This is a genomic window from Streptomyces abikoensis (assembly GCF_014648775.1).
Lineage (GTDB): Bacteria > Actinomycetota > Actinomycetes > Streptomycetales > Streptomycetaceae > Streptomyces > Streptomyces abikoensis.
Map to the genome: position 1 here is coordinate 116,306 of NZ_BMRT01000012.1, position 18,744 is coordinate 135,049.

Consider the following 18,744-nt stretch of genomic DNA (forward strand, 5'->3'; position numbering starts at 1 on the left):
ATCTCAGACCCGCATCGGCTGCGGCGACTCCCGCAGCGAGGCGTCCGGACCCGGGTACTCACGGATGATCTCGTAGCGGGTGTTCCGCTCCACCGGGCGGAAGCCGGCGTCGCGGATCAGCTCCAGCAGATCGTCACGGGTGAGCTTGTTCGGCGTGCCGTAGTTGTCGGCGTCGTGAGTGATCTTGTACTCGACGACCGAGCCGTCCATGTCGTCCGCGCCGTGCTGGAGGGCGAGCTGGGCGGTCTGCACGCCGTGCATCACCCAGAAGACCTTGACGTGCGGGACGTTGTCGAACAGCAGCCGGGAGACGGCGAAGGTCTTCAGCGCCTCGGCGCCCGTCGCCATCGTGGTCCGCGCCTGGAGCCGGTTGCGGATCTTGCCGTCCTTCATGTCCACGAAGTCGTGCTGGTAGCGCAGCGGGATGAAGACGTGGAAGCCACCGGTCTCGTCCTGCAGCTCACGCAGGCGCAGCACGTGGTCCACGCGGTGGCGCGGCTCCTCGATGTGCCCGTAGAGCATGGTGCAGGGGCCCTTGAGGCCCTTGGAGTGGGCGAGGCGGTGGATGCGCGACCAGTCCTCCCAGTGGGTGTCGTGGTCGACGATGTGCTGCCGCACCTCCCAGTCGAAGATCTCCGCGCCGCCGCCGGTCAGCGACTCCAGACCGGCGTCGATCAGCTCGTCGAGGATCTCCTCGGCGGGCATCCCGGAGATCTTCTCGAAGTGCTGGATCTCGGTGGCGGTGAACGCCTTCAGGGAGACGTTCGGCAGCGCCTCCTTGAGCGCGCGCAGGGAGCGCGGGTAGTAGCGCCACGGCAGCGTGGGGTGGAGGCCGTTGACGATGTGCAGCTCGGTGAGGTTCTCGCTCTCCATGGCCTTGGCCAGGCGGACGGCTTCCTCGATGCGCATCGTGTACGCGTCCTTCTCGCCCGGCTTGCGCTGGAACGAGCAGTACGCGCACGACGCCGTGCACACATTGGTCATGTTGAGGTGGCGGTTGACGTTGAAGTGGACGACGTCGCCGTTCTTCTTCGTCCGGACGTGGTGCGCCAGACCGCCCAGCCAGGCCAGGTCGTCGGACTCGTAGAGGGCGATGCCGTCCTCGCGGGTGAGCCGCTCGCCCGCGTAGACCTTCTCCTCGAGCTCACGCTTGAGTCCAGCGTCCATGCGTCCGCCCTCTCCGATACATCCGATTTCGAGACCCCGTCGAGCCTACTCCCTGGGCCTCAGACGTCCTCGGGCAGCTCGCCCACGCGGTTCTCCCACTTGGTGGAGAGGACGATCGTGGTGCGGGTACGGCTGACGCCCTTGGTGCCGGAGAGCCGGCGGATGGTGCGCTCCAGCCCGTCCACGTCGCCGACCCGGACCTTGAGCATGTACGAGTCGTCGCCGGCGATGAACCAGCAGTCCTCGATCTCCTCCAGGTCGCGCAGCCGGCGCGCCACGTCCTCGTGGTCGGCGGCGTCCGAGAGCTGGATGCCGATCAGGGCGGTGACGCCCAGGCCCAGCGAGGCCGCGTTCACGGTCGCGCGGTAGCCCGTGATGACGCCCGCCGCCTCCAGCCGGTTGATCCGGTCCGTGACGCTCGGCCCCGACAGGCCGACCAGCCTGCCGAGCTCCGCGTACGACGCCCGGCCGTTCTCCCGCAGCGCCTGGATGAGCTGCCTGTCCACCGCGTCCATAGCCTGGCACCTTTCAATAATCAGCGAACTCGCCGGTTTCAGTGTAGAATCTAAGGCGTACGGGGTTCCAGACCCCGAAAATCTTTCACCAGATCAGCGAATCATCGACGATCCTTCGATCTCAGGAGTGAAGACCTCGTGTACTCGATCGAGATGGCCTACGCCCGCATGCGCGAGCTCCAGGACCTGGCCAACCGCTCGCGTGCCCACCAGTCCACCCCGGCTCCGCGCCTCGCGGCGAAGATCCGCCTGCCGCGCGCCAAGAAGCGCTAGCCCTCCCCACGAGCGCTCGCCCCACCGAGCTCTCCTTCCCAGCGGCGGTACAGCCGGTGCGGCACTTCCGCCGCGTCCAGCGCCCGCCCGGCGACGAAGTCCACCAGATCCTGGATGTGCGTCGCCCCCGCGTAGAACGCCGGCGAGGCGGGCAGCACCACGGCTCCCGCGTCGTCGAGCGCCACGAGCTGCCGGAGCGTCTGTCCGCTGAGCGGGGTCTCGCGCACCGCGACGATCAACGGCCGACGTTCCTTCAGCGTCACGCTCGCCACGCGCTGGAGCAGATCCTTCGACAGTCCCAGCGCCACTCCGGCCACACAGGCGGTGCTCGCCGGGACGATCAGCATCCCCTTGGCGGGGTACGAACCGGAGGACGGTCCGGCGGCGAGATCCCCGGCCGCCCAGTGGCGGACATCGGCCAGGGCCGCCTCGTCGACGGCGAAATGCTCCTTGCCGTCCGCGCCCAGCGCGAGCCAGCTCGCCAGGTCCCGCTGCCAGTGCCCGTCCCGGAAGCGGATCCCGGTCTCGTCCAGCAGCGTCAGCCGGGCGGCCCGGCTGACCACCAGGTCCACGGCCTCACCGGCGGCCAGCAGGCCGCGCACCACGGCGGCGGCGTAAGGCGTCCCGGACGCGCCGGAGACCCCGACCACCCAGGGCCGGCGTCGCGTCGTGTGTTCGTACGGCTCCACGGGATCGAGCCTATCCGGACACCGCGGGCGGTCCGCCCGCCGTCCCGGACGGGGCCCACCCGCCGCGCGTCTTGACGACGTCTTGGCGGAATAGTCCTTTGACATGCCTATTCGTCCTCGACTTAAGTGACCTTCATATAAACGGAACGGTCCAGGGGGAACGTCATTCACACCACGCGCAAGGGTCTGGCCGCCGCCGGCTGCGTCGCTCTCGTCGCCGCCGCCTCCGTCGCCTGCGACCCCACCGAGAAGCTGAGCCCCGAGGCGAAGGTCGAGCGGGCCTTCGACAAGCTGAGCGGCCAGAAGGCCGTCTCCGCCGACTTCGGCTTCGACGCCGGCGCCGACAAGCTCTACGAGGCGCTGAAGGGCGAGGACGACTTCCAGCGCTCCGACGCCGACACGCTGGCGAGCCTGCGGCTCTCCTTCGCGATCAGCAACGACAAGCCGCTCAAGGACGTCAAGGACGGCGACAAGAACGGTGCAGTGACGTTCAAGCTGGCCAAGAAGGACGCCGACAAGCCGCTCGTCGAGCTCCGCGGCGTGGCGCAGAAGATGTACGTGCGTGGCGACCTCAAGGCCATCGCCGAGCTCGGCGGGAAGAGCGAGAAGAGCAAGAGCGCCAAGGGCGCCAAGGGCAAGCAGGCCCTCGACGAGCTGCTGAAGAAGGCCGACCAGCTCCCGCCGTCCCTGGACGCCGTCAAGGGCGCCATCAAGGGCGACTGGGTCTCCCTGGACACCAAGTCCTTCGAGGAGTTCGGCAAGTCCTTCGGCAAGGACAAGGGCACCTCGGGCAAGGCGAACGGCTCGCTGAGCGACTCGCTCGACCCGAAGGCCCAGAAGCAGGCCCTGGAGGCCATGCGCAAGGCCCTCATGGACAACGCCAAGTTCGTCGACGCGGGCTCCAAGGACGGCGCCGACCACGTCAAGGTCACCGCCAACGCGAAGACGGTCGGCAAGCAGGTCGTCGAGGGCCTCAAGCCGCTCAAGGACAAGCTCGGCGACAAGCGCTTCGACAAGTTCTCCAAGTGGGAGGACGCCCCGGACAAGGACGTCACCGTCGACGTGGCCGTCAAGGACGGCATGCTCTCCGCCCTCTCCTTCGACGCCGCCAAGCTCGACAAGGAGGCCAAGGGCGAGCTGCCGGTGACCATCGGCTTCAAGGGCGGCTCCGAGAAGATCGAGGCCCCCTCCGGCGCCAAGGAGCTCAAGCCGCAGGACCTGATGGGCGCGGCCATGTTCGCCTTCATGGGCGGCGGCGGTCAGGGCGGCGGCGCGAAGAGCCCGTTCGGCAGCGACGCGAACAGCCCGTTCGGCGGCGGCCCCCTCGGGGGCGGCGCGCAGGACCCGTTCAGCAAGTCCGTCTGACAGCTCGTACCGACGCGAAAGGGCGGCCCACCGTGTTCGGTGGGCCGCCCTTCTGCTGTGTTCAGACCGTCAGGCCGCGCACCAGCAGGTCCAGCAGGGCGCACAGGAAGAGCGCGATGCCGATGAAGCCGTTCACGGTGAAGAACGCCCGGTTCAGCCGGGACAGATCGTGCGGCTTGACGATCGTGTGCTCGTAGAGGAACGCCACGGCGACGACGACCAGGCCCGTCCAGAAGAAGACGCCCGCGTGCGTCGCCAGCGCGTACCAGACCAGCAGCGCCGTGGTGACGACGTGACAGACCCGGGCCCCGTACAGGGCGGCCGGGATGCCGAAGCGGGCCGGGGTGGACTTCACCCCGTGGGCGCGGTCGGCGGCCACGTCCTGGCAGGCGAAGATCAGGTCGAAGCCGCCGATCCACACGCCGACCGCCAGCCCCAGGATCACCGCGTCCCAGGACCACTCCCCCGTCACCGCCAGCCACGCGCCCACCGGGCCCATGGCCTGGGCGAGCCCCAGGATCGCGTGCGGGAAGTTGGTGAAGCGCTTGCCGTACGGGTAGACCACCATCGGGATCACGGCGATCGGCGCGAGCGCCAGGCACAGCGGGTTGAGCAGCGCGGCGGCGCCGAGGAAGACGACCACGGCCACCCCCGCCCCGGTCCACGCCGAGCGCACCGACACCGCGCCCGTGACCAGCTCCCGGTTGGCCGTGCGCGGGTTACGGGCGTCGATCTCGCGGTCGATGATGCGGTTGCAGGCCATCGCGAAGGTGCGCAGGCCCACCATGGCGATGGTGACGAGCAGCAGCCGCGCCCAGTGGATGTTCCGGTCGAGCTGGAACATCGCGGTCAGGGCGGCGATGTAGGCGAAGGGCAGCGCGAAGACCGAGTGCTCGATCATGACGAGGCGCAGGAACGCCTTCGTCCGGCCCGGCTGCGCGACGGCGGCCGTGGTCACAGCCCGTACTCCTTCCACCGGCGGTCGACCTTCGTCGCCGTCTCCGGGTCCGACTCGACCATGTTCGGCCAGCCACCGTCGCGGGTGTAGCCCTCCTCGGGCCACTTCGCGGTCGCGTCGATGCCCGCCTTGCCGCCCCAGAACTGCTGATAGGAGGCGTGGTCCAGATGGTCCACGGGGCCTTCGACGACGGTCAGGTCGCGGGCGTAGTCCGTGTTGCCCAGCGCGCGCCAGGCCACCTCGTGGAGGTCGTGGACGTCGCAGTCGGAGTCCACCACGATGATCAGCTTGGTCAGCGACATCATGTGCGCGCCCCAGACGGCGTGCATGACCTTCTGGGCGTGCTTGGGGTACTTCTTGTCGATCGAGACGATCGCGCAGTTGTGGAAGCCGCCGGCCTCCGGCAGGTGGTAGTCCACGATGTCCGGGACGATCACCTTCAGCAGCGGCAGGAAGAACCGCTCCGTGGCGCGGCCCAGCGGGCCGTCCTCGGTCGGCGGGCGGCCGACGACGATCGACTGCAGCAGCGGGCGCCGCCGCATCGTGACGCAGTCGATGGTGAGCGCCGGGAAGTCCTCCTGCGGCGTGTAGAAGCCCGTGTGGTCGCCGAACGGGCCTTCCGGCAGCATCTTCCCCGGTTCCAGCCAGCCCTCGATGACGACTTCCGCGTTCGCGGGGACCTGGAGGGGGACGGTCTTGCAGTCGACCATCTCGATCCGCTTGCCCTGGATGAAGCCCGCGAAGAGGTACTCGTCGATGTCGCCGGGCAGCGGCGCGGTGGACGCGTACGTCACGGCCGGCGGGCAGCCGAAGGCGATGGCGACCGGCAGCCGCTCACCGCGCTTGGCGGCCACCTGGTAGTGGTTGCGGCTGTCCTTGTGGATCTGCCAGTGCATGCCGATGGTGCGCTTGTCGTGGCGCTGGAGGCGATAGAGGCCGAGGTTGCGGACGCCGGTCTCGGGGTGCTTGGTGTGGGTGAGACCGAGGTTGAAGAAGGAGCCGCCGTCCTCGGGCCAGGTGAAGAGCGCCGGGAGCTTGTCGAGGTCCACGTCGTCGCCGGTGAGGACGACCTCCTGGACCGGCGCGTCCTTGACCTTCCGCGGCGGCACGTGCGCCATCGCGCCGAGCTTGCCGAACGCCTCGCGCATGCCGACGAACCCCTGCGGGAGCTCGGGCCTGAGCAGCCCGCCGATCTTCTCGCTGATCTCGTCGTAGGAGGTCAGGCCGAGCGCCTTGAGCATCCGGCGGTCGGTGCCGAAGACGTTCATGGCGAGCGGCATGGCCGCGCCCTTGACGTTCTCGAAGAGCAGCGCGGGCCCGCCCGCTTTGTTCACTCTGTCGACGATCTCCCCGATCTCCAGGTACGGGTCGACTTCGGCCTTGATGCGCTTGAGATCGCCATCGCGCTCCAGTGCCCGGAGGAACGAGCGAAGATCGTCGTAAGCCATACGTTCCAGTATCGAGCACGCACTACCCTGGAGCGGTCACGGGGGCCGCGAAGCGGCTCCGAGCACCGCACTCCGGGGGCCGCCGCCATGCTCAGGTATCTGCCGTTCCTGCTGGTCCTGGCGCTGTGGATCTACGCCTTCATCGACTGCCTCAACACCCCCGAGAACGAGGTGCGGGGCCTGCCGAAGCTGGCGTGGGTGTTCGTCATCCTGCTCTTCGGCGAGGTCCTGGTGGGCCCGGTGGCCTGGCTGGTCGCGGGGCGCCCCCGCGCCCGTACCCGCCCGGCGCCGCGGCGGTGGGTGGCCCCGGACGACAACCCGGAGTTCCTGCGCTCGCTCCGGCCCGACGAGGACGGCCCCAAGGGCTGACAAGGGCTGAGGACGGCCCGAGGGGCTAGCGCCCCTTCCCGTACTCCTCGCGCAGTTCCCGCCAGCGCTCCAGGGTCCACGCGGACCAGTCCGCGGGCTGCCCGGCGAGGGCCTGCAGCAGGTACTCGAAGTGGTGGTGCCAGCCGGCCAGGCAGTCCAGGCGTACGTCCTCCGGCCCGGCCAGCTCGTTGGTGAAGTGCAGCAGCGTCCCGCCGACGCCCAGCGGCCCGGGCTCCAGCTCGAAGCGGACCCGCCCGTGGATGTCCACGGTGTACTCCACCACCCGCTTGGGCTCCCAGGCCGTCACCCGCCCCGGGGCGACCGTGGCATGCCCCCGGGCGTCCTTGTTCTGCCACCGCAGCGTGATCGCCCCGCCCTCCCGCTGCTCGAAGGGATCGGCGACGGCCAGCCACGTGGGCAGCCCGTCGGGCGTGGCGATCGCGTCCCACACCTCGTCGACGGGGTACGGGATCGACAGCTCGTAGCGCAGGGTGTGGACGTCACCCTGGGACTCGGACGCGCCGTAGGGGGAGGGGATCTCCATACGTCCACGTCTAACACGACGGCCCGCCTCCCGCGCGCTGGAAGCGGCGGGAGGCGGGCCGTCACAGAGCCGCACCGTGCGGGCTCACACCCCCGCGTAGGAGTGCTTGCCGCTCAGCAGGATGTTCACGCCGTAGTAGTTGAAGAGGTAGCAGGCGAAGGCCAGCAGGGCCAGGTAGGCGGCCTTGCGGCCCTTCCAGCCGGCGGTGGCGCGGGCGTGGAGGTAGCAGGCGTAGGCGACCCAGGTGATGAAGGACCAGACCTCCTTGGGGTCCCAGCCCCAGTAGCGGCCCCAGGCGGCCTCGGCCCAGATCGCGCCCGCGATGATCGTGAACGTCCACAGCGGGAAGACGGTCGCGTTGATGCGGTAGGCGAACTTGTCGAGCGTGGCGGCCGAGGGCAGGCGGGAGAGGACGTTGCCCCAGGCGCCGTCCGCGTCCCGGCCGGCCGCGAGCTTGGCCTCGTAGGAGTCGCGGAAGAGGTAGAAGAGCGTGGAGCACGCGCCCACCCACAGCGCCGCGCCGGAGATGATGGCGCAGGAGACGTGGATCCACAGCCAGTAGGAGTGGAGCGCGGGCACGAGCTGGTCGCTGCTGGTGTAGAGGACCGAGACGGCGAGGCCCAGGTCGAGCAGGATCGACGTGGTCAGCGGCAGGCCCAGCCAGCGGACGTTCTTCTTCGCGGCGAGCAGGCCGAGGTAGACGGCCACGGCGGTCATGCCGAAGGTCGTGGAGAACTCGTACATGTTGCCCCACGGCGCCCGCTGCACGGACAGCGCGCGGGTGAGGACGCCGCCCGCGTGGAGCGCGAAGGCCAGGACGGTCAGCGAGACGGCGATGCGGCCGTACAGGTCGCCCTTCTCGCTGCCGCCGGCCGCGCCGGGGCCGTCGGGCACGTCACGGCTGCCGGGGGCGGCGCGGGTGACGACCTCGGGGCGCTCCAGGACGGCCGTGCCGCCGCCCTGCTTCTTGACCGTGACGCTCACGGACGACGAACGGGCGGCCTCCGTGGTGAGCGCGGCGGCGGTGCGGGCGACGGTGCTGCGGCTGCCGAAGACCCACTCGGTGATGTGCGCGAGGAAGGCCAGGGTGTAGACGGCCATGGCCGAATAGATCAGCACATTGCTGATGTTGGCCAGGTTCTCGTTGGTTGCGGCGGCGAGATTCACGCGCGCGCTCCTTCGGACGGTTCGACGGGGTCGGAGGCGGCTTCGTCCGCTTCGACGGCTTCGACGGCCTCGGCCGTGGCGGTGCCGGTGGCGGGCGGGGCGTCGGGCTGGAGGGCGGCGGCGAGGGAGGCGAGCTCCTCGGGCAGCCGGGCGGACTCGCTGCGGGCGAGGCCGGCCAGCTCCACGACCGTACGGCCGTCGGCGCCGGCCGTGGCCCGCACCCAGACGCGGCGGCGCTGGATGAACAGCGAGCCGGCCAGGCCCAGCAGGGCGGCGACGGCGCCGCTCAGGGCGAGCTCGTTGCCGGGCTTCTGGGAGACCTGGAAGGTGGCCCACTCCTTGATGGCGTCGAAGTGCAGCGAGCCGCCGTCGGGGAGCGTCATGGTGTCGCCGACCTTGAGCAGCTTGGCGAAGGGCGAGCCGTCCTTCTCCGTGAACTGCTTCATCTTGGTGACGTCGAGCTGGTAGACGTTCTGCGGCATGCCGGAGTCGGTGCCGAGGCTGCCGTGGTAGGCGGTGAGGACGAGGGCGGGGTTGTCCAGGGCGGGGAACTGGGACGCCATCATCCCGGTCTTCAGGTCCAGCGTCGGCACGAAGTTGCCCTTGAAGCCGATCTGGGTCTTCTCGCCGTCCTTGTCCCGGTAGTCGCCGACCTTGGCGACGGCGGTCTCGGTGACGTTGCTGTCCAGCGGCAGCGCGGACATGGGGCCCCGGAAGGCGATGTTCCCGCGGCCGTCCTTGACGGTCACCATCGGAGCGTAGCCGTGGCCGATGAGGTAGACCTTCGAGCCGCCCGTCTCCAGCGGCTCGTTCACCTTGATGGTGGCCTTGCGGGCCGGGCCGTCGGCGCCCTCGTAGTACGTGATGTGGGCGGCGTAGTCGCGCGGGGTGCCCTTCTGGGGGCCGGTGCGCTCGTAGCTGCCGGAGAAGCGGTCCAGGTAGAAGCTGAACTTGTCGAGGTCGTCCGGGCGGAAGAGGGAGCCGGACTTGAAGTCGTCGTACTGGGTGAGGGTGTTCGAGAAGCCGTCGCCCTCGACGACGAGCTTGCCGCCCTCGGACTTCCACAGCTGGCCGGAGGCGAAGGCCACGAGCAGGGCGATCAGCGAGACGTGGAAGAGGAGGTTGCCGGCCTCGCGCAGATAGCCCTTCTCGGCGCCGACGGAGCCCTTGCTCCGCTCGACGCGGAAGCGGCGGCGCTTGAGGAGCTTCTCGGCCGCCGCGACGACCTGCTCGGGCTTCGCGTCCGTGTGCCAGGTGGCGTGGGCGGGCATCCGGGTGAGGTTGCGGGGGGCGGCCGGCGGGCGGCCGCGCAGCTGGCCGACGAACTGCCAGGTGCGCGGGACGATGCAGCCGATCAGCGAGACGAACAGCAGGATGTAGATCGCGGAGAACCACACCGAGCTGTAGACGTGGAAGAGCCCGAGCTTGTCGTAGACGGACGCCAGGGTCTCGTGGTCGGCCTTCCACTGCTCGGCCTTGAGCGCGTCGACGCTGGTCTGCGGGACGAGCGAGCCGGGGATGGTGGCCAGGGAGAGCAGGAAGAGCAGGATCAGCGCGACCCGCATCGAGGTCAGCTGCCGCCAGACCCAGCGCACCCAGCCGGTGATCTCACGGGCGGTCCAGGCGAGCGCGCCGAGCGGGCCGGCCTTGCGGACGCCGCCGAAGGAGCCGGGTACGGCCTGGCCGTCACCGGCCCTGTCCTCGGCGGGGGCCGTGGAGAGGTCCGATGCCGCCGCCGAGTCGTCCGTCACGGCGGTGTCGGTCTCGGCGGTATCGGTGGAGTCGTTGGTCTTGGCCATTGATCAGATCCCGGGGGTGTAGCGCGACGACCACGTCTGAAGGTCCTGGACCATGCTGTCCCACAATCCTGTGACCAGGAGCAGGCCGACCACGACGAGCATGCCGCCGCCGACGCGCATGACCCACACGTAGTGCTTCTTGACCCAGCCGAAGGCGCCGAGCGCGCGCCGGAAGGCGATCGCGGCGAGGACGAACGGCAGGCCCAGGCCGGCGCAGTAGGCGACGGTGAGCAGGGCACCGCGGCCGGCACTGGCCTGGTTGATGGCGAGCGAGTTCACGGCGGCGAGGGTCGGGCCGATGCACGGGGTCCAGCCCAGGCCGAAGAGCACCCCGAGCAGGGGCGCCCCGGCCAGGCCCATCGTGGGCCGGGTGTGGAAGCGGAACTCGCGCTGGCCGAAGAGGTTGAACACGCCCATGAAGCCCAGGCCGAGCACGATCGTCAGCGTGCCGAGGACGAGGTTGATCGTCCCCTTGTAGCTCTGCAGCGTGTTGCCGAAGAAGCCGAACAGCGCGCCGGTGGAGACGAAGACGGCCGAGAAGCCCAGGACGAACAGCGAGGAGCCGGCGAGCATCCGGCCCCGCCTGGCCTCGGCCAGGTCCGCGCCGGTGACGCCGGTGACGTACGACAGGTAGCCGGGGACGAGCGGCAGGACGCAGGGGGAGAAGAAGGAGACGAGCCCGCCGAGCATGGCCACGGGCAGGGCCAGCAGCAGGGCGCCGGTCAGGACGGTCTGGTTGGTGTCGCTCGCCGCGGCGAGGGCGGTGATCGCGTGCGCGGCCGTGGGGGTCCCGGTGGTCACGGGGTCACTTCTCCGCGACCAGCGGGTCGAGGGTGTCGCGCAGCTCGTCCTCGCCCAGCGCCTTGATCGCGCGGGCGGCGATCTTCCCGTCCCGGTCGATGAAGACCGTGGAGGGGATCGACTGCGGGTTGAGGCTGCCCTTGGGGAAGCGCAGCAGGAGCTTGCCCGCGGAGTCGTAGAGGCTCGGGTAGGGAACCTTGAACTCCTTCTCGAAGGCGAGCGCGGGGGCCGGGTCGGGGTCGCGGGTGTCGAGGCCGACGAACTCCACGCCCTTGTCCTTGTAGGCGTTGGCGGCCTGCACCAGGTACTTGGCCTCGGCGCGGCACGGCGAGCACCAGGAGCCCCAGACGTTAAGGACGACGATCTTGCCCTTGTAGTCCTTGGCGACGTCGAGGTCCTTGCCGTCCAGCGTCTTGCCGGAGAGGTCCGGGGCGCTCTGCCGGCTCGCGCGGTCCTTGACCACGTCGACGCCGCCGGTGCCCTGGACGAACTGGGTCTGGCCCCCGCCGCCCGAGCTGCCGCCGGAGCCGCAGGCGCTGAGCGTCAGCGCCGCCGTGATGGCGACGACAGCGGCCGGCACGGGGAGACGACGGCGGGAAAGTGGGCGTCGAAAGGCGCGGCGGGCACTCATGTGAAAAGTTTCGCATGGGCGGTTTAGGGATCTTCCGCACCCCCCTCGGAGTCGTCGTGCCCCTTGTTGCCCGTGGGAGCCGTGTTGTTGCCCGCGGGAGCCGTGGGAACGTCGCCGCCCCTGGGCCCCACGGGCACCTCTCCGGCCTTCGGCCCGACGGGCGCCTCGCCGCGCGGCGCGGGGGGCTCGCCCCGGTTCCACGGCCTGCTCGTACTGCCGCCGCCACCGCCGCCGCCCGCCCTGCGGTGCCATTTCTCGCCCACGTCGAGCTGGCGCAGCTGCGCGAGGACCGCCGGGCTCTGCACGTCGAGCCAGTCCACGAACTGCCGGAAGGAGACGACCCGGACGTCCTTGCGCTTGTCGTCGGCGATGTATTTGAACGCCTCCTCGACGGCGTCCATGTAGATCCCGCCGTTCCACTCCTCGAAGTGGTTGCCCACGAAGAACGGTGCCCGGTTCGTCTCGTACGCCCGGTCGAAGCCGGCGATGTACGACTCGATGGCCTGCCGGCGCCAGCCCGCGTAGTGGGCGGGCACGCCGCGCGTCGTGTTCTTCGACTGGTTGGCGAGGATGTTGTAGTCCATGGACAGGACCTCGAAGGAGTGCCCCGGGAAGGGCATCTGCTGCAGCGGCAGGTCCCACAGGCCCTGCTTCTTGCGGGGCCACACCTGCTCCCCGCCCGAGGAGCTCGCGTCGTAGCGCCAGCCCAGCCGCCGGGCGGTGGGCAGGAGACCCTCCTGGTTCAGCAGACAGGGGGTGCGGCCGCCGATGAGCTCCTTGCGGTAGTCGAAGGGCAGCGGCTCCAGATCGGTGAAGCCGGTGTGGGTGCGCCAGCGGGTGACGAAGGAGACGGCCTGCTCGATCTCCGATTCCCAGTCCTCGGGCGTCCAGTGCGCCACCGAGCCGTGGCCCGAACAGAAGTGCCCGTTGAAGTGGGTGCCGATCTCATGGCCCTCCAGCCACGCGGCGCGGATGTTCTTCAGCGTCGCCCGGATGTGCTCGTCGGAGAGGTAGCCGATGTCGGAGGCGCCGGGCGCGTTGTTCGGCGGCTCGTACATCCGCTGCTTGGACTCCGGCAGGAGGTAGATGCCGGAGAGGAAGAACGTCATCCGGGCGCCGTGGTCCCGGGCGAGCTTGCGGAAGCGGGGGAAGAGACCGTTGCCGACCTCGCCCGCCCCGTCCCACGAGAAGATCACGAACTGGGGCGGCTTCTCCCCCGGCTCCAGCGGCACCGGCTTCGGCGGCTGATTGGGCTGCGGCCCGGTGTCGGCGGTGGAGCCGTCGCCGATCAGCTTCGCCTTGGCCTTCGCCTCCACGTGCGCCCGCGCCTTGGGACGGCCGCCCGTGCCGGCGGTGCCGGACGGCCCGTCGGAGCAGCCGGCCATCGCTCCCAGGGCGGTGGCCGTGCCCAGGCCCACGCCCAGTCCGAGCAGGCTGCGTCGGCTCAACTCGCGCATGTCGGCTCCGTCCGTGCTTGCGGCCCCATACCATACGCCGTCCATATAAATGGACATTAGGTGTGACGGCACGGCGGATTACGGCGCTTGCGTTGTTTTACCGCTCTCAACGGGTGCATTCGGGCGGAAACGACGGCGCGGGTGCGCCGGAGCACAAGCCCCGGCGCACCCGCGCCACCCCATATGCGTCCGGACTCAGGCGCCGAACGCCTTCGACCCGCCCTTGACCGGCTTCGCCCCGGCCAGCAGGTGCTTCGGCACCAGATCCCGCGCCGGCTCCGAGTACCCCACCGAGACGATCTTGTCGCCCCGGTAGGTGAACGTCGTCAGGCTCGCCAGCGTGCACTGCCGCTTCCGCGGGTCGTGCCACAGCCGGCGCCGCTCCACGAAGCTCCGCACGATCCAGATCGGCAGCTGATGGCTGACCAGCACGGCCTCATGGCCGCGCGCCGCGTCCTTCGCCGCGTCCAGCGCGCCCATCATCCGCACCACCTGCTCGACGTACGGCTCGCCCCACGACGGACGGAACGGATTCGTCAGGTGCTTCCAGTTCGCCGGCTTGCGCAGCGCGCCGTCGCCCACGCCGAAGGTCTTGCCCTCGAAGACGTTCGCCGCCTCGATCAGCCGCTCGTCCGTCGCCAGGTCCAGACCGTGCGCCTTCGCGATCGGCGTCGCCGTCTCCTGCGCCCGCTCCAGCGGCGACGCGACCACGTACGTCACGTCCCGCTCCGCCAGGTGCTCCGCCACCCGGTCCGCCATCCGGTGCCCCAGCTCCGACAGGTGGTACCCCGCACGGCGCCCGTACAGCACGCCCTCCGGGTTGTGCACCTCGCCGTGCCGCATCAGATGGACGACCGTGATGTCAGCCTTGCCGCTCACTTGCCCTCCTCCGTCGCCTCGGCCGCCGCGCGCGCCGCCGCCGGCAGCGCCGCCGCGACCCGCTCGATCGCCGCCGCGTCGTGCGCCGTCGAGACGAACCACGACTCGAACGCCGACGGCGGCAGGTACACACCCTGCGACAGCATCGAATGGAAGAAGGCGTTGAAACGGAACGCCTCCTGCGTCTTCGCCTCGGCGTAGTTCGTCACCGCGTCCTCGGTGAAGAACACCGAGAACATGTTGCTCGCCGTCTGCAGCCGGTGCGCCACACCCGCCTTCGTCAGCGACTCCGTCACCAGGGAGCCGATCTCCGCCGCGACCGCGTCCACCCGCTCGTACGCCGCGTCGTCCAGCAGCCGCAGCTGCGCCAGGCCCGCGGCCGTGGCCACCGGGTTACCGGAGAGGGTGCCCGCCTGGTACACCGGGCCCGCCGGCGCCAGGTACGCCATCACATCGGCGCGACCGCCGAAGGCCGCCGCCGGGAAGCCGCCGCCCATGACCTTGCCGAAGGTCATCAGGTCCGGCTCGACGCCGTCGACGCCGAACCAGCCCGCCCGGCTCGTCCGGAAGCCCGTCATGACCTCGTCGGAGATGTACAGCGCGCCGTTCTCGGCGCACAGCGCCTTCAGGCCCGCGTTGAAGCCCGGCAGCGGCGGGACCACGCCCATGTTGCCCGGCGACGCCTCCGTGATCACACAGGCGATCTCGCCCGGGTGCGCCCGGAAGGCCTCGCGCACGGCCTCCAGGTCGTTGTACGGCAGCACGATCGTCTCGCCGGCCTGGGCGCCGGTCACGCCCGGGGTGTCCGGCAGCCCGAAGGTCGCCACCCCGGAACCCGCCGCGGCCAGCAGCGCGTCCACGTGACCGTGGTAGCAGCCGGCGAACTTCACGACCTTGGCGCGGCCCGTGAAGCCGCGCGCCAGCCGGATGGCCGACATCGTCGCCTCGGTGCCCGAGGACACCAGCCGCACCTGCTCGACCGGCGCGATCCGCGCGACGATCTCCTCCGCCAGCGCGACCTCGCCCTCACCGGGCGTGCCGAAGGACGTACCCCGCGCCACGGCCTCCTGCACCTTGGCGATCACCTCGGGGTGGGAGTGGCCGAGAATCATCGGCCCCCACGAACACACGAGGTCCACATATTCCCGGCCATCCGCATCGGTCAGATACGGACCGGTGCCGGAGACCATGAACCGGGGCGTACCGCCCACGGCGCGGAACGCGCGCACCGGAGAGTTCACGCCACCGGGCGTCACGACCGACGCACGGTCGAAGAGCGTCTGCGAGACTGGGGCCGTGTATGGGTAGCTCATGCTAGCCATGGTCTCAGAGCCCCCCGCCGACTCGTGCCCGGGCGTTTCGCACGCCGTCTACGGGGGAGGTCTCTGAGACGATGATCGGGTTGCGCGGCGGGGGCTGTGCTGCCTCAATGTGCGGTCGGGCAATGTGCGGTCGGGTGGAGATATGCATCGCGGTGGCGGACTGGGCGAAGGCACGGACGACCTGGGCCCCGAGCGAGCCGAGCGCGCCAACAAGGGGCGGCACCGGCGCCGGGAAGAACGACGCGACGAACGGCGCGAAGAGCGACACGAAGAGAACGGTGCGAGCAGGAGTGGCCGGGTGGGGGTGACCTACAAGTACTTCGGGGCCCCGAACGGCGCGACCGCCGCCCGCGTCCCCATCTCCATGCGCCCCGAGGAGCTCGGCGGTGACGAGCTGGGCATGGGCGGAATGTTCACCAGGATCAAGCCGGAGACCGTGGCCGCCATGGTTCTCACCGGCATCGAGGGCATACCCCTGCACAAGGTCCCCCCGCTCGAACTGGTCGTTCTCCACCCCGACTACGCGGTCGTCAAGCTCCCCATGACCGTCGTCGACCCGCTGCGCGGAATTGGCGAGGAATCGGTGGGCGCGGCGGCCTTCATCTGGTCCACGGTCCCCGACCGCGGCGGCCCGCGCGACGCCTTCGAGGTCTACCAACTGCTCCACGAATGGCAGGACTTCTCCCACCGGCTGCACGAGGCCGGCCACCAGCCGTACTGCCTGGTCTGGCCGTAACCGCACCCCCCCCCACACCACGCATAACCTGACATCCATGCTCAATCTCCGCTCCATCGCCCTGTTCGTCCTCGCCGCGCTCCTGGAGATCGGCGGGGCCTGGCTCGTCTGGCAGGGCGTCCGCGGCAGCGTTTCCGGGCATGGGCGGGGCTGGGCGTGGATCGGCGCCGGGATCGCCGCCCTGGGCGCGTACGGCTTCGTCGCCACGCTCCAGCCGGACGCCCACTTCGGCCGGATCCTCGCCGCGTACGGCGGCGTGTTCGTCGCAGGCTCGCTGGCCTGGGGCATGGTCGCCGACGGCTACCGACCCGACCGCTACGACGTCATCGGCGCCCTGGTCTGCCTCGCCGGCGTCGCCGTGATCATGTACGCCCCCCGGGGCCGCTGACCGCCCGGGCGCGGGCCCCTATGCTGCGGATAGACCCCAGCAGCCCCGGCCGTCCCAGGAGGCCCATCATGAGCACCCGCACCGCAGTCATCACCGGCGCGAGCAGCGGCATCGGCGCCGCCACCGCCCGCCGGCTGGCCACCGACGGCTACCGCGTCGTGCTCACCGCCCGCCGCGAGGACCGTCTCACCGCCCTCGCCGAGGAGCTGACGGCGGCGGGTCACGACGCGCTCGTCCACGTCCTCGACGTGACCGACCGCGCCGCCGTCGACGCCTTCGCCCGCACCCTGGACCGCGTCGACGTCCTCGTCAACAACGCCGGCGGCGCCATCGGCACCGAGACCGTCGCCACCGCCGACCCCGCCGACTGGCGGACGATGTACGAGACGAACGTCCTGGGCACCCTCAACACCACCCAGGCCCTCCTCCCCCGCCTCGTCGAGGCCGAGGGCACGATCATCGTCCTCTCCTCCACGGCGGGCCTCGCCACCTACGAGGGCGGCGGCGGCTACGTGGCCGCCAAGCACGGCGCCCACGTCATCGCCGAGACCCTCCGCCTGGAGCTGTGCGGCCAGCCGGTGCGCGTCATCGAGATCGCCCCCGGCATGGTCAAGACCGACGAGTTCGCCCTCACCCGCTTCCGCGGCGACAAGGACCGCGCCGAATCCGTCTACACGGGCGTCGCCGAACCCCTCACCGCCGACGACATCGCCGACACCATCGGCTGGACCGTCTCCCGCCCCGCGCACGTCAACATCGACCTCCTCGTCGTCCGCCCCCGCGCCCAGGCGTCCAACTACAAGGTCCACCGCGAGGTCTGACCCCGACGGGCGCCGCGGCCCACTAGCGTCGTACGCACAGCCGCCCGCCCCCGGGCGGCCCGTACGAAAGCAGGAGGCAGCCCATGCGTGTCACCGCCTTCGACCACCTCGTCCTCAACGTCTCCGACGTCGAGCGCTCCCTGGCCTTCTACACCGGCCCCCTGGGCCTGGAACCGGTCCGCGCCGACGAATGGCGCGCGGGCGAGGCGCCCTTCCCCTCCGTCCGCGTCTCCCCCACGACGATCATCGACCTGGTCGCCCGCGAACGCGGCGGTGACGGCGGCGGCGGCGGGTCCAACGTCGACCACATCTGCCTGGTCGTCGACCCCGTCGACTGGCAGGAGATCGCCGCCTCCGGCACCTTCACCATCGTCGACGGCCCCGGCCCCCGCTTCGGCGCCCGGGGCATCGCCGAGTCGATCTACGTCCTGGACCCGGACGGCAACACGATCGAACTGCGCTGGTACCCACAGGACAGCGAGCGAGGCGCGTGACGCGGTCCTGGCAGTAAGCGGAATCGGCGCGTTTGCGCGCGTTGCGCGCTCGCCAGTTCGAGTGACGCTCTGCCGTTTCGAATAACGGAGCGACGGAGGCGGCCGACGATCGGGGACATGACCTTCATGGACCTCGAAGATCCGCGATATGCGTACATGTTCGGTTTTTTACAGGCCGATGGGCACATGCACGCGGACACTCGGCAAAGGGGACGTCTGGCAGTCGAGATCAGCTACCGCGACATCGACATACTCCATGCCTTCCAGGAGCTGTGCCCGTACAACAGCACCATCAGCGAGCGCACCCGGGCGACCAACTTCTCCGAGAGCCATCGATCGGCGATCTGGACCGTACACGCGCTGGAAGCCAGAAACCGCCTCGTGGAACTCGGGCTCCCGTACGGGAGGAAGTCCACGAGAATCACGCCGCCGCGTGTTCCGTTCTCCCGGCGGGACTACCTCCGAGGAATCATCGACGCCGACGGCGCCGTGGGCTTCACAGCCGAGGGTCTCCCCTTCATCAGCCTCGCCACGACCAGCACCGCGATCGCCACCTACCTGTGCCGCTACACCAAGCTGGCACTCGGCATCCCGAAAACGACCAGCCGTAACGCGCGTGACCGTGCGTACAACATCATGTACATGCGGGAGCTGGGAGTGACGGTGACGGATCACCTGTACTACCCGGGGAGCCTGGCCCTGGAGCGCAAGCGCTCGGCTGCCGCCGAAGTGAGCGTCTGGGTCCGCCCGGCAGATATGTCCCCACCCCGGCCACGCCGCAGTTGGACACAACTGGAGGACCGCCTCCTGCTCGACGCGCCGACCATCGCAGAGGCAGCGGAGAAACTCGGCAGGTCAGAGCAGTCCTGCAGCCTCCGGCGCTGGCGCCTGCGCAAGAAACAACAGGCCCAGGCCGAATAG

At 70.1% G+C, this 18,744-nt stretch carries 22 protein-coding genes; 8 read left to right on the plus strand and 14 right to left on the minus strand.

Going from position 1 to position 18,744, the window contains the following annotated elements:
- Positions 1-3: 3 nt before the first annotated feature.
- On the minus strand, positions 4-1,167 hold the full coding sequence (gene mqnE / locus IE096_RS28745) for an aminofutalosine synthase MqnE (protein WP_189456643.1): 1,164 nt from the start codon (positions 1,165-1,167) through the stop codon (positions 4-6).
- Positions 1,168-1,226: 59 nt separating this feature from the next.
- Complete coding sequence (locus IE096_RS28750; protein ID WP_126914801.1) at positions 1,227-1,682, minus strand: Lrp/AsnC family transcriptional regulator; 456 nt, start codon at positions 1,680-1,682, stop codon at positions 1,227-1,229.
- A gap of 138 nt (positions 1,683-1,820) precedes the next feature.
- Here IE096_RS28750 and IE096_RS31915 point away from each other — a divergent pair, with 138 nt between their 5' ends.
- Positions 1,821-1,955, plus strand: coding sequence for a hypothetical protein (locus tag IE096_RS31915; RefSeq protein ID WP_268248362.1), 135 nt, complete (start codon positions 1,821-1,823; stop codon positions 1,953-1,955).
- Here the strand turns inward: IE096_RS31915 and IE096_RS28755 are convergent.
- Positions 1,952-2,644: a UbiX family flavin prenyltransferase gene (locus IE096_RS28755; protein WP_229820672.1), complete on the minus strand. Its 693-nt coding sequence runs from the start codon at positions 2,642-2,644 to the stop codon at positions 1,952-1,954. The genes IE096_RS31915 and IE096_RS28755 overlap by 4 nt on opposite strands.
- Positions 2,645-3,127: 483 nt before the next feature.
- Between IE096_RS28755 and IE096_RS28760 the strand changes: the two genes are divergently transcribed.
- Positions 3,128-4,009, plus strand: a complete 882-nt coding sequence (locus IE096_RS28760) for a hypothetical protein (RefSeq protein ID WP_189456646.1) — start codon at positions 3,128-3,130, stop codon at positions 4,007-4,009.
- Between the two features lie 61 nt (positions 4,010-4,070).
- Here IE096_RS28760 and mqnP read toward each other — a convergent pair whose 3' ends face one another.
- Both mqnP and IE096_RS28770 read right to left on the minus strand, forming a co-directional pair.
- On the minus strand, positions 4,071-4,967 hold the full coding sequence (gene mqnP, locus IE096_RS28765; protein ID WP_189456648.1) for a menaquinone biosynthesis prenyltransferase MqnP: 897 nt from the start codon (positions 4,965-4,967) through the stop codon (positions 4,071-4,073).
- The gene (locus IE096_RS28770) at positions 4,964-6,415 is read right to left on the minus strand and encodes a menaquinone biosynthesis decarboxylase (RefSeq protein ID WP_189456650.1); all 1,452 of its coding nucleotides are present in this window, start codon (positions 6,413-6,415) and stop codon (positions 4,964-4,966) included. The genes mqnP and IE096_RS28770 overlap by 4 nt, the downstream gene beginning before the upstream one ends.
- 87 nt (positions 6,416-6,502) lie before the next feature.
- Here IE096_RS28770 and IE096_RS28775 point away from each other — a divergent pair, with 87 nt between their 5' ends.
- On the plus strand, positions 6,503-6,784 hold the full coding sequence (locus IE096_RS28775) for a PLD nuclease N-terminal domain-containing protein (RefSeq protein ID WP_126914806.1): 282 nt from the start codon (positions 6,503-6,505) through the stop codon (positions 6,782-6,784).
- A 25-nt stretch (positions 6,785-6,809) separates the two neighbouring features.
- On the opposite strand, the gene IE096_RS28780 is transcribed toward IE096_RS28775, so the two are convergent.
- From IE096_RS28780 to IE096_RS31655, 9 genes are all read right to left on the minus strand, one after another.
- The gene (locus tag IE096_RS28780) at positions 6,810-7,328 is read right to left on the minus strand and encodes an SRPBCC domain-containing protein (RefSeq protein ID WP_189456652.1); all 519 of its coding nucleotides are present in this window, start codon (positions 7,326-7,328) and stop codon (positions 6,810-6,812) included.
- 84 nt (positions 7,329-7,412) lie between these two features.
- On the minus strand, positions 7,413-8,495 hold the full coding sequence (gene ccsB / locus IE096_RS28785; protein ID WP_189456654.1) for a c-type cytochrome biogenesis protein CcsB: 1,083 nt from the start codon (positions 8,493-8,495) through the stop codon (positions 7,413-7,415).
- Positions 8,492-10,294, minus strand: a complete 1,803-nt coding sequence (gene resB, locus IE096_RS28790) for a cytochrome c biogenesis protein ResB (RefSeq protein WP_189456655.1) — start codon at positions 10,292-10,294, stop codon at positions 8,492-8,494. The genes ccsB and resB overlap by 4 nt, the downstream gene beginning before the upstream one ends.
- A gap of 3 nt (positions 10,295-10,297) precedes the next feature.
- Positions 10,298-11,062 (minus strand): cytochrome c biogenesis CcdA family protein, encoded by a 765-nt coding sequence (locus IE096_RS28795; RefSeq protein WP_229820679.1) that lies wholly within the window; start codon positions 11,060-11,062, stop codon positions 10,298-10,300.
- Between the two features lie 37 nt (positions 11,063-11,099).
- On the minus strand, positions 11,100-11,726 hold the full coding sequence (locus IE096_RS28800; protein ID WP_189456657.1) for a TlpA family protein disulfide reductase: 627 nt from the start codon (positions 11,724-11,726) through the stop codon (positions 11,100-11,102).
- Positions 11,727-11,749: 23 nt separating this feature from the next.
- Positions 11,750-13,183, minus strand: a complete 1,434-nt coding sequence (locus IE096_RS28805; RefSeq protein WP_229820673.1) for a polysaccharide deacetylase family protein — start codon at positions 13,181-13,183, stop codon at positions 11,750-11,752.
- Positions 13,184-13,378: 195 nt separating this feature from the next.
- Positions 13,379-14,026: a histidine phosphatase family protein gene (locus IE096_RS28810; protein WP_189456712.1), complete on the minus strand. Its 648-nt coding sequence runs from the start codon at positions 14,024-14,026 to the stop codon at positions 13,379-13,381.
- A gap of 32 nt (positions 14,027-14,058) precedes the next feature.
- Positions 14,059-15,384: a glutamate-1-semialdehyde 2,1-aminomutase gene (gene hemL / locus IE096_RS28815; RefSeq protein ID WP_189456660.1), complete on the minus strand. Its 1,326-nt coding sequence runs from the start codon at positions 15,382-15,384 to the stop codon at positions 14,059-14,061.
- Positions 15,385-15,388: 4 nt separating this feature from the next.
- Complete coding sequence (locus tag IE096_RS31655; protein ID WP_229820674.1) at positions 15,389-15,652, minus strand: hypothetical protein; 264 nt, start codon at positions 15,650-15,652, stop codon at positions 15,389-15,391.
- 30 nt (positions 15,653-15,682) lie between these two features.
- On the opposite strand from IE096_RS31655, the gene IE096_RS28820 reads away from it, so the two are divergent.
- From IE096_RS28820 to IE096_RS28840, 5 genes are all read left to right on the plus strand, one after another.
- Positions 15,683-16,120, plus strand: a complete 438-nt coding sequence (locus IE096_RS28820) for a hypothetical protein (protein WP_229347866.1) — start codon at positions 15,683-15,685, stop codon at positions 16,118-16,120.
- A 37-nt stretch (positions 16,121-16,157) separates the two neighbouring features.
- Positions 16,158-16,508, plus strand: a complete 351-nt coding sequence (locus IE096_RS28825; protein ID WP_189456662.1) for a YnfA family protein — start codon at positions 16,158-16,160, stop codon at positions 16,506-16,508.
- Positions 16,509-16,576: 68 nt separating this feature from the next.
- On the plus strand, positions 16,577-17,329 hold the full coding sequence (locus tag IE096_RS28830) for an SDR family NAD(P)-dependent oxidoreductase (RefSeq protein ID WP_189456664.1): 753 nt from the start codon (positions 16,577-16,579) through the stop codon (positions 17,327-17,329).
- Between the two features lie 83 nt (positions 17,330-17,412).
- Complete coding sequence (locus IE096_RS28835) at positions 17,413-17,823, plus strand: VOC family protein (protein WP_189456665.1); 411 nt, start codon at positions 17,413-17,415, stop codon at positions 17,821-17,823.
- A 117-nt stretch (positions 17,824-17,940) separates the two neighbouring features.
- Complete coding sequence (locus IE096_RS28840; RefSeq protein ID WP_189456667.1) at positions 17,941-18,744, plus strand: LAGLIDADG family homing endonuclease; 804 nt, start codon at positions 17,941-17,943, stop codon at positions 18,742-18,744.